The sequence below is a fragment of the Salinadaptatus halalkaliphilus genome (assembly GCF_006543045.1).
In the GTDB taxonomy this organism is placed as follows: Archaea; Halobacteriota; Halobacteria; order Halobacteriales; family Natrialbaceae; genus Salinadaptatus; species Salinadaptatus halalkaliphilus.
In genome coordinates, this window is record NZ_RBZW01000047.1 from 1 (window position 1) to 3888 (window position 3888).

General features: G+C 51.6%; 3 protein-coding genes. 1 reads left to right on the forward strand and 2 read right to left on the reverse strand.

What is annotated here, in order from left to right; translation table 11 throughout:
- Positions 1–157 precede the first annotated feature (157 nt).
- Positions 158–1675: a hypothetical protein gene (locus D8Y22_RS15195; protein WP_141465550.1), complete on the forward strand. Its 1518-nt coding sequence runs from the start codon at positions 158–160 to the stop codon at positions 1673–1675.
- A 144-nt stretch (positions 1676–1819) separates the two neighbouring features.
- Here D8Y22_RS15195 and D8Y22_RS15200 read toward each other — a convergent pair whose 3' ends face one another.
- On the reverse strand, positions 1820–2272 hold the full coding sequence (locus tag D8Y22_RS15200; RefSeq protein ID WP_141465551.1) for a zinc ribbon domain-containing protein: 453 nt from the start codon (positions 2270–2272) through the stop codon (positions 1820–1822).
- Between the two features lie 68 nt (positions 2273–2340).
- A partial coding sequence (locus D8Y22_RS23165) for a tyrosine-type recombinase/integrase (RefSeq protein ID WP_217350892.1) occupies positions 2341–3888 on the reverse strand: 1548 nt, incomplete at its 5' end.

Sequence of the window (3888 nt, forward strand, 5' to 3'; positions counted from 1 at the left end):
CCTACGAAGAACTTCGCCGAGTCGTCAACAACAATGAGATGATCTCACGGACTCACGCTGTACCGGCTGTCGAGACTTCGGGGTAAACTCATACATCACCTTCAACAAGAACGCGACTCTGCTCGATGGAACCGATAAGCAATCCGTCGTTGCCGACGTGGTTGTTGGTGACTTGAAACGGCGGGGTCAATTCTTCAAAACGGAAGCCGGGCGGTTGTACTACTTCGATGAACCAAAGACGGAACTCTATCGGGTTGACGATCCCGGTCGTCGGACCTTCGCCACAGAGTTCCAAGATATGGTGTGGAACCGGTACAACCTACAGGCTGGCCGGTTCTCCCGTAATCTCGGTAAAGACATTCTTAGCAAAAGCCGCCACAGTGCCCCGACTCGAGAAGTATTCCGCTTCGCGTGTTACGACGAGTTCAATCAGGAACTCTATGTGAGTGACTTTGAGAACGGCTATTATGCCGTCTCACAGGATAGCATAGAGTGGCGACCAAACGGAACGGACGTGTTCTTCTTGAGTGACGACTATGCAGAGTCGTATAGGTATCTCGAGTCCGACGAACGGCCCGAACTTCCCGACGAACTACCGGGAGAACGGCCACGCTGGTTAGGCCAAGGCGATCCGATTATGCGAATGTTCGGTAATCGGGTCAACTTTGACGACCGAGCAGCGTTAACGCCACTGCAGCAACGGCAACAACTCTATACGCACTTGCACACGCTTCCGTTCATTGACCTACTGAACGCCCGTCCGATCATGGCGTGGGTCGGTGAGAAGGGGAGTGGTAAGACCGTCATTGAGCGAAGTATTGGCAAGTTCATCTATGGCGACGACTACCGCGAGAGCGTTATGCCGGATAACAAAGACGACTTTCTCGCCAAGGTGTCCAATCAGTCGCTCGCGTTCCTAGACAACTATGACGACGGGGAAGATTGGGCGAACGACGTACTTGCTGCAGTTGCCACAGGTGCCGGGCTAGATCAAAGAGAACTCTATACGACGAACACACTACACCGCGAAGTGCCACGGTGCTGGTTGTCACTCACAAGCCGCGATCCACCGTTTAGACGCGACGACGTAGCCGATAGAACGCTCGTGTTCCGCGTCAAGCGGGTAGAAGACGGATTCGTGGGTATGGGAAGCTACCTGAACCAAGTGACCGATTACAGGAATCTCCTGTGGTCCACATACCTGGATAACCTGCAAACGGTTCTGTCGGAATATCTCACCCGCGACATTGATAGTATGTCGTCAAGCCACCGTATGGCTGATTGGGCGATCTTTGCGAAGATTGTAGCTGATAGCCTTGACGTAGCCGGTATTGACGACCTGCTCGAGACGATGGAAACCGAACGCGCTACGTTCGCACTCGAGAATGAAGATTGGGCGAACGTTATCGGCAAGTGGGTTCGGTCCGATCCTGACGACGCTCAGAAGTGGCGAAGTGCTGGCGAGATAGGCGATGTGTTAGAACGGGTCGCTGACAACAACGACATGAGTATTAGCGTCACTCACGCGGCAGGGATTGGTAGCAAGTTCTCCATGTACCGGAACGAACTAGCGGAAATCTATAACCTCGAGATAGACGACAGTGGCCGGTCGAATCGGTACCGGTTCAATGTATCCAGCGATACGGAACCGGCCGGACTCGGGAGGTTCCACTAATGAGCGACGACGTGTTACGGTGTCCATTTGGGCACCGAATCAACCTGAACCGGCCGATCTCTCGAGAAGGGTACTGCCGTGAGTGCAAACAGCTATACAACCATTCTGTTTGCTATTGGGACGACGGAAAGAACATCGGATAACTTACTCACCTATATCAGCGTCAAACGGGTGTTCTTCGGTCGGCTTCCAACTCTGTGCCTTGTATATCGCATAGAGAATAAACCCACCAGTGAACGCGAGAACGCCGAATAGGAATAGTGCGAGTATGGTGGACCCAAGCGGAAGGCCCCCTTCCATCACATAGACAACCGGGATCAGCAACAGGAATAGCGTGTTAAACAGAAACATGGGAAGGCCGATTATCCCCAAGATCCACCGACCGATTCCATTATTCGACGGCTCATGCCCACACTGTGGACACTTCATAGCGTCAAGCGAGATTTGAGTCTCGCACTTATCACACGCTGCAGTTTCACCCGTGGCACTTTCGGGTGAGTCGTCTATTGGTTGATTCTCGAGTTCGCTTCCACAGTCGGAACAGAACTTCGCTTGAGCAGCTACGTCCGTCCCGCAAGATGTGCAGAACTGTCCCATAGATGGTTCTCTAGTCTACACTGTCATATCAGTTGGTGATAGTTCAAACCAAAAACTCGGTCAGACCGCTATTCGTCGGCCATTTTCTCTGCGACCTTTCCGGCTATCTTATCCATCACGTCGTCATTTTCAACCAGTTTGCTCATAACTTCGGGATCGTCTAGAGCTTCGTCAATCGCCTCGAGTTCTTCCATCGTCTCGTCGTCGTCGGGGTCGGTATGTTTGTATCCTTCTTTCACGCTTTCTTTGGCTTCCCTCTGAGCCGCCTGTGCGTCCGGGGCAAAAATCATACCACAGTTGCTACAGGCTTTCGCACCGGGTTCGACTTTGGTCCCACAAGTACACCGCTTAGGCGTAAGCGTACTCCGTTCTTCCTCCTCTTTCAGATCAAAGGCTTCCTCAGCGTTATCTGAAAAGTCCTTGTCTGACAAGTGGCTATAGGTCGTTTCCATCACCCGCGAGTCCTTAGTATGGCCGATGAGCCATTTGATCGTATCATTATCTAAGTCGTAGTCACGTTTACAGATGGTCACAAAGTTGTGCCGCATAGCGTGCGGGTTGATTGGTTTGTCCACCTCAGCCTTCTCTGCGATTTTTCGCAGCGTCCGCCGGATTGTGGAATTACTCACACTATCGGTCGGATCGACATACCCGTAATTCGGCTTCGCTGTCACTACATAGCAGTCTTCAAAATCGTCTCTGTGACGGCCCGGGTGGTAGCTGTTCAACCACTGGCGTACTGCTCCCTCAGCTAACAATAGTGGTCGCCACCCATTACGATCATCAGCTCCCTTTAGTCCATGATCGACGTTCGGATTGAACCGATATTTTCCATTTTCGTGTTCGTCGTTCAGGTGTTTCACGTCCTTGACCCGTAACGTGCGAAGTGCGGTATCCCGCATTCCGGTATAGAGCGCTAGCATGAAGATCATGAAATCTCGCGGGTGTTCCGCCGCGTTCTTCATGGCCTCTATCTCGTCTTGAGTTAGCATATCGTCCGGGTCAACGGCCGAGTCGTTTTGCTCACTGAATAGACCGATACTTTGCGGGTCTATCTCGAGATCACTGTGATACCGGTAGAAAATCCGAAGGGCAAACTGGTACGTCCGAACCGTACTTTTCGTCATTCCGCTGCAGTTCGGAACCTCACCGTTGTAGTATCCACGCTCCATTAGATCATTCAGTTCTTTGGGTGTGACCTCGAGAAGCGTATCAGCCGTGAAATCGGCATTCTTCAAGTCCCGGCTGATACGACTTAGCCGATACATCCACCCCCAGAGTGTGGAATAACTCTTATCGTTCTGCTTGTCCACTTCGAAGTCTTTCTTTTTCTCTATGTGTTCTTGCCGCTCTAGTTTCTCTGGGTCGAATGCGTCACAGAGTTCTTGGATAGCCTCTGCCTCTGGTTCAGTCACTTCGCCGGTCTGAACCAATCCGTCTTTTTCGAAGGTATCGTCTCGTCCCCAAAGCCTACCTTTCTTTGATTCGTACTTTTCTTCGGGTGTGCCGGTCATAGGTCCTTCGCTCTTGTGTAGCACTTTGTTGATTTCACAGTGTAGCTTTGATAGCGTGTTTGAGCGCTTTTCTCCCCGGTTTTCGAAATAGTTTCCGCCGAA